At 62.7% G+C, this 5,688-nt stretch carries 6 protein-coding genes; 5 read left to right on the top strand and 1 reads right to left on the bottom strand.

Translation table 11 applies throughout. The features are described from left to right. The 3 genes from ACE3OH_RS18630 to pssA form a co-directional block, all read left to right on the top strand. Positions 1-1,057: toprim domain-containing protein (locus ACE3OH_RS18630; RefSeq protein ID WP_374356733.1), on the top strand; the 1,057-nt coding region annotated here is incomplete at its 5' end. Continuing rightward, complete coding sequence (locus tag ACE3OH_RS18625) at positions 1,058-1,597, top strand: metal-dependent hydrolase (protein ID WP_374356730.1); 540 nt, start codon at positions 1,058-1,060, stop codon at positions 1,595-1,597. Positions 1,598-1,684: 87 nt separating this feature from the next. After that, positions 1,685-2,302: a CDP-diacylglycerol--serine O-phosphatidyltransferase gene (gene pssA, locus ACE3OH_RS18620; RefSeq protein ID WP_374356727.1), complete on the top strand. Its 618-nt coding sequence runs from the start codon at positions 1,685-1,687 to the stop codon at positions 2,300-2,302. Between the two features lie 171 nt (positions 2,303-2,473). Here the strand turns inward: pssA and ACE3OH_RS18615 are convergent, their stop codons facing one another. Beyond that, positions 2,474-3,649 (bottom strand): MFS transporter, encoded by a 1,176-nt coding sequence (locus ACE3OH_RS18615; protein WP_374356724.1) that lies wholly within the window; start codon positions 3,647-3,649, stop codon positions 2,474-2,476. Positions 3,650-4,115: 466 nt separating this feature from the next. Between ACE3OH_RS18615 and ACE3OH_RS18610 the strand changes: the two genes are divergently transcribed. Both ACE3OH_RS18610 and ACE3OH_RS18605 read left to right on the top strand, forming a co-directional pair. Further along, the gene (locus ACE3OH_RS18610) at positions 4,116-4,556 is read left to right on the top strand and encodes a hypothetical protein (RefSeq protein ID WP_374356721.1); all 441 of its coding nucleotides are present in this window, start codon (positions 4,116-4,118) and stop codon (positions 4,554-4,556) included. A 42-nt stretch (positions 4,557-4,598) separates the two neighbouring features. After that, the gene (locus tag ACE3OH_RS18605) at positions 4,599-5,612 is read left to right on the top strand and encodes a substrate-binding domain-containing protein (protein WP_374356718.1); all 1,014 of its coding nucleotides are present in this window, start codon (positions 4,599-4,601) and stop codon (positions 5,610-5,612) included. Positions 5,613-5,688 lie beyond the last annotated feature (76 nt).

The following is a 5,688-nucleotide window of genomic DNA, read 5'->3' as shown; positions in this document are numbered from 1 at the left end:
GACCTTTATCGACCTGCACAACCTGCTGCCCAAGGGGGTGAAGCTGCTGCCGGAAGACCTGTTTGCCCGCGCCAGCTTCGTGCTGAGCGCCAAGGTGCTCGACCCGCAGTTCCAGGGCCAGACCAAGGAGCGGCTGTCGAGCCGCGATGCGCTGCGCCTGGTCTCCACCCAGGTACGCGACCCGTTCGAATTGTGGCTGAACGAGCATCTCGATTACGGCAAGAAACTGGCCGAGCTGGCCATCCGCCAGGCGCAGAGCCGCATGAAGGCGGCCAAGACGGTAGTCAAAAAGAAAACCAGCGGCGTGGCAGTGCTGCCGGGCAAGCTGACCGACTGCACCAGCGACGATGTATCGCGGCGCGAGCTATTCCTGGTCGAGGGCGATTCGGCCGGCGGCAGCGCCAAACAGGGACGCGACAAGGATTTCCAGGCCATCCTGCCCTTGCGCGGCAAGGTGTTGAACAGCTGGGAAGTGGATGCCGGCGAGCTATATGGCAATAACGAAATCCACGATATCGCGGTCGCCATCGGCGTTGACCCGCACACCCTGAACGGCCCGGCCGACCTGAGCGGGTTGCGCTACGGCAAGATCTGCATCATGTCCGATGCCGATGTGGACGGCTCGCATATCCAGGTACTGCTGCTGACGCTGTTCTGCCGCCATTTCCCGCAGCTGGTGAAAAACGGCCATATCCATATCGCCCAGCCACCTCTGTACCGCATCGACGTGCCCGGCAGCGGCAAGAACAAGCCGCCGCGCAAATTCTATGCGCTGGACGATGGCGAGCTGGAAGCGATACTCGACAAGCTGCGCCTGGAAAAGGTGCGCGAAGGCAGCTGGAGCATCAGCCGCTTCAAGGGTCTGGGTGAAATGAATGCCGAGCAGTTGTTCGACACCACCATGAACCCGGACACGCGCCGCACCCTGCAGATCGACTTCGACGCCATGGAAGACGATACCCGCCGCATCATGACCATGCTGATGGGCAAGGGCGAAGCCAGCAGCCGTCGCGCCTGGCTGGAAGAGAATGGCAATCTGGCAGAAGGCGATATCTGATTGCCGACCATCCTGTCGCACGCAGCCGTGCCGATCGCGCTGGCGGTCGCCGTTGCGCCGCGCATTCCAGGGCGATTGCTGCTTGCCGGCATCGCACTGTCGATGCTGCCCGACCTCGATGTGCTGGCCTTCAAGCTCGGCATTCCCTATGCCTCGCCATTCGGCCATCGCGGCTTCAGCCATTCCCTGCTGTTTGCCGCGCTGTGTGCGGCACTGCTGGCGACGTGCTTGCGCACAGCCGAATTGCGATGGCCGCGCGTCTTCGCCTATTTGTTTGTCGCCATGGCCTCGCATGGCTTGCTCGACAGCCTGACCAGCGGCGGGCTCGGGCCGGCGTTGCTCTGGCCCTTTTCCAGCGAACGCATTTTCGCCCCACTTCAGCCTATTGCTGTCTCGCCGATCGGCGTGGCGCCGATGTTCAGTGCGCGTGGCTGGGCGGTGTTGCAAAGCGAATTGCAATGGGTATGGGCACCGGCCCTGCTGGCAGCCTGGCTATGGCGCGGCCTCACCAGGTTCGGCCGCACCGGGGAAACCCGCTGATTCGCCATCCGTCAAGCCAATACATGCGCTGCCAATCCGGCGAGTTTCCATTACCATGCATTGCTCAATGCAATGCCGGAGGCCTTTATGGATAGACCCAAGCCGTTTTCGATGATTCGCGAATTCCACCTTGCCGACTGGTTTACCCTCGGCAATGCCTTTTGTGGCGTCGGTGCACTGTTTGCGGTGATGACCTATCTGCAGGTCAATGACGTCATCCATCTGTATTTCGCCTGTGGCCTGATTCCCGTTGCCCTGTTGTTCGATGTGCTGGACGGCCGCATCGCCCGCTGGCGGCAAAAGAGTTCGGCCATGGGTCGTGAGCTCGATTCCCTGGCCGATGTGATCTCGTTTGGCGTAGCTCCGGCCGCCATTGCCTATGGCTGCGGCATGCAGGGCCTGTTCGACCGGGTGGTGCTGCTGTTTTTCGTCGCCTGTGGCGTATCGCGGCTGGCGCGCTACAACGTCACCGCCGAAAAGCTGTCAGAAGGCAGCGGCAAGGTAAAGTATTTCGAAGGTACGCCCATTCCCACGTCCATCTTGCTGGTCGGCATTCTTGCGGCCGCCGTGCCGCAAGGCGCATTGGGCGAGCATATGTGGTTCGGCGTCGTCACCCTGGGCGGCTTCCGCTTTCACCCCTTGGTGCTGATGTTTGCCATTTCCGGCTCGCTGATGATCAGCCGGATTCGTATACCAAAGCTTTGAGCGCTTGCTACCTGCTGGACTGCGCGCACTGTGTGGAAGGCCCCGGGAGACCCGGGGCTTTTGCATTGGTGAATTGCCTGCGAGCGCTTTGTGCTGATCGATTCCACCTCTGCCCCCGCGGCGCGTCAGTAGATCAGAAGAAAGGCGGAAAATCACGCACCACAAGCGGCCTTAACTAGCCGCCACGGACGATCGCAGCTGCGGGTGGCGCTGAACCAGCGTTGCCAGCAGCAAGGCGACGATGACGGTGAATACCAGCAAGGCCGCGCCACTGCTGGCGCTGATCAGCAGGCCCACCAAGGGTGCGCCTAGCGCCGACAGCCCTGAGTAGGCCAGCGATACCCGGCTCACCTCGCCAGCCATTTCCGCGCCGCCCAGTCCGTCGGTGGCGGCAATCATGCCCAGCGTAAGGAAACCGGCCTGCGCCCCGCCAAACACGAACATCAGCGCGCCCAGCGTCCAGCCATTGCACAACCCCGGCCACAGCAGCACCGCACATACGGCGGTCAGGACAGCCGTTACCACGGTGCCCACGCGCAAGCCACGATGATCGACCAGCCAGCCCAAGGGGAACTGCAACAGCATCGCGCCGGCACCATAGGCAGACAGCAGCCATGCCGCCTGCGCAGTATCCAGGCCGCGCCAACCGGCATAGGCAGCAAACAGCCCCAGCAGCGCCCCTTCCATCAAGCCGCCCAGGCCGGCGATCAGCGCGCCGGGGCGCGCCAGGCCCCGTAGCCAGGCGGCAAAGGAGGATGCCGATTCATGGTCGGCATGAGCCGGAACCCGATAGGCTCGCGCCAGATACAGCGGCAGGGCCGCCAGCAGGCAAAAAGCTGCCGCCACGACGAAAATGCGACTGCCCGCCGCATCCAGCCAGCCAATCAAAACCGGGCCAAGCACCGCAGCAATGCCCAGCAGGGTTTCATGCAGCCCGACCAGGCGGCCGCGTGCCTTCTCGGGCAAGATGTCGTACAGCCAGGTTTCATTGCCGATCCACCGCAAGCCCATGCCCAGGCCACAGGCAAACGCCAATGCAACCCAGCTCGATGTTGGCAGGCTGGGGCTTAGCAGCAGGGCAAGGCCACTCACCAGCAGGCCAGCCCCAACCGTCGCGCCATGGCCATGGCGGCGGATCAGCCGCGGCGCCAGCAACAAGCCCGCCGCCATCCCCGCCCACAGGGCGCCGCCAACCAGGCCCAGCTGCCAGGGTGCGCCGCCACGGGCACTCAGTGCCAGCGGATAGAGCACAAAGGCGATGCCGAACTGGCCGATCTGCGCGGCGCACGACACGGCGGTAAGCGCAACAATGCCGCGCCAGCGCGCGCGGTTGGACTGCATATTCATGGACGACACCTGTAGTTTTGCTTCCGCAAGGCAGCTACTCGAACGCCTGCAATCTGCTTAGTCCGGCAGCATAACAAAACCGTGCAACGGCTCGGCCCGCTGATTTGTAGTTTACTTACCAAAGCGTTTTGAGATACGATCCAAACCGCTTTGGAAGCGTCGCGGTAGGTGTGTATCGGTACGCGCAAATCGCAAGCTTGCAAATCTGGTTTGGTCCGCCGCCCGTTCTGGTCGGGTGGCACCGGTATTTTGGGAGGGCCTTGTGCCCTCCCTTTTGTTCACTCCTCTCTGGCGCGGTATGCCTGCTACTTAAACCACAGCTGGCTCGCGCCTGCTTTTTTTGTGGCGCGGCCAATGCCGCAGACAGAAGCGGCGATCAGCCACCCGATGAAAACCCTGATAAATTGGCAGGCTTGGCACGTCAGTTCGCCGGGCTGGAGTGCGCAATCGGCCAGAAATGGGAAATATGGGACATCGAAGCAAGCTATGGATCTATCTCACCATGCTGATTGCTGCTGCAGGCGTGGTGATACACATCGGCGCAGTGTTTGGTGGTGCTAGCTGGTTCGAGTTTTTCCGCGCGCCTCCCCGATTCTCCACCTCGGCCCGCGAAGGCACCTGGCTGGCGCCGGTTGCAGCCTTGGTCATTGCAGCCCTGATGGGCAGTTGTGGCTACTATGCCGCCTCTGCCCTCAAGCTCGTTCCGCGTCCGCCATTGCAGCGCCCCGGTCTGGCTGTCATGGCCGGTGCCTGCCTGATCCGCGCCTTGTTGCTACCCCTGCTCGGCACCACTCATCCGGAACTGTGGAATACCTTTGAAGTGGTCGCGGCGCTGATCTGGGGATGTGCCGGCATCGGCCTGGCGGTGGCTTTTTCCTGCACAGGCAATCGGGCAAACCCAGGCTGAGTACCATTCCCTTATTGCCCTGAACCCTGAACCGAGGCGTCAATGGACCTCAAAGCGCTGGCCGCCAATCTGCAACTTTCCATGACCACCGTCAGCCGCGCGCTGAATGGCTATTCCGATGTCAGCGAAAAGACTCGGCAGCGGGTGGTGGAGGCCGCGCGCAATCTTGGCTACCAACCCAATCCGGTGGCGCGCAGTCTGGCGCTGGGGCGCGCCAATGCGGTGGGCATTGTCCATCCGCTGGAGCATGGCGATGTAGCCGACCCGCGCTTTTTAAGCGTGGTCGCCGGGCTGACCGAAGGCCTGGCGGCCCAGCATATCGATTTGCTGATTGCTTCAGCCACCGAAAAAGGCGAGCTCGACACCTATGACCGCTTGGTGACGGGGCGGCGGGTTGATGGCTTTATCGTGGCGCGCACCCTGCGCCAGGACGAGCGCATCGATTATCTGCGCCAGGCCGGTGTGCCGTTTCTGGCCTATGGCCGCACTGCCGACGCCAGCGGCTACCCGTGGTTTGATTTCGACAATGCAGCCGGCAGCCGGATGGCGGTGGAGCGCCTGGTCGAGCTGGGCCATCGCCGCATCGCCTATATCCATGCCTCCTTGCACTACAACTTTGCCTATGGCCGGCACGCCGGCTTTATCGAGGCGATGCGCGCCGCCGCCCTGCCCGTCGAGCCGCGCTGGATGCCCAGCGCCGGCCTGGCGCGCAGCAGTGGCTACAACGCCATGCTGGGTTTGCTGGAGCAAGCGCAGTGGCCGTCGGCGGTCATCATCGACAACAATCTGGCCGGCGAAGGGGCGGTACGGGCGCTACTGGACCGCGGCGTGGCCATTGGCCGGCAGATGTCGGTGATCGTTTACGACGGCAGCCCGCCGGACACCTTGCTCAATGGCATCAATATCACCGCCGTCATCCAGCCAGCCCACCACCACCCCGGCCGCCATATGGCCGGCCTGATCGCCAATGTGCTGTCAGGCGACTATCAGCTGGATGAAGTACAGATGCTGTGCCAGCCGGAGATACTGGCGGGAGAGTCGGATGGCCCGTGTTGAGAACCAACCCAGGTTTTAAACAGCCAAATCTGTAGACACAGAGGGCACGGAGAACACAGAGCACACAGAGAAAAGC

This window comes from Chitinimonas sp. (assembly GCF_041904975.1).
In the GTDB taxonomy this organism is placed as follows: domain Bacteria; phylum Pseudomonadota; class Gammaproteobacteria; order Burkholderiales; family Chitinimonadaceae; genus Chitinimonas.
This window is presented reverse-complemented; position numbering and strand designations above follow the sequence as displayed.

Excerpts from the sequence above, each read along its gene's own strand:
- pssA (WP_374356727.1), top strand. The coding sequence starts at position 1,685 with ATGGATAGACCCAAGCCGTTTTCGATGATTCGCGAATTCCACCTTGCC.
- ACE3OH_RS18615 (WP_374356724.1), bottom strand. The coding sequence starts at position 3,649 with ATGAATATGCAGTCCAACCGCGCGCGCTGGCGCGGCATTGTTGCGCTT.
- ACE3OH_RS18610 (WP_374356721.1), top strand. The coding sequence starts at position 4,116 with ATGGGACATCGAAGCAAGCTATGGATCTATCTCACCATGCTGATTGCT.
- ACE3OH_RS18605 (WP_374356718.1), top strand. The coding sequence starts at position 4,599 with ATGGACCTCAAAGCGCTGGCCGCCAATCTGCAACTTTCCATGACCACC.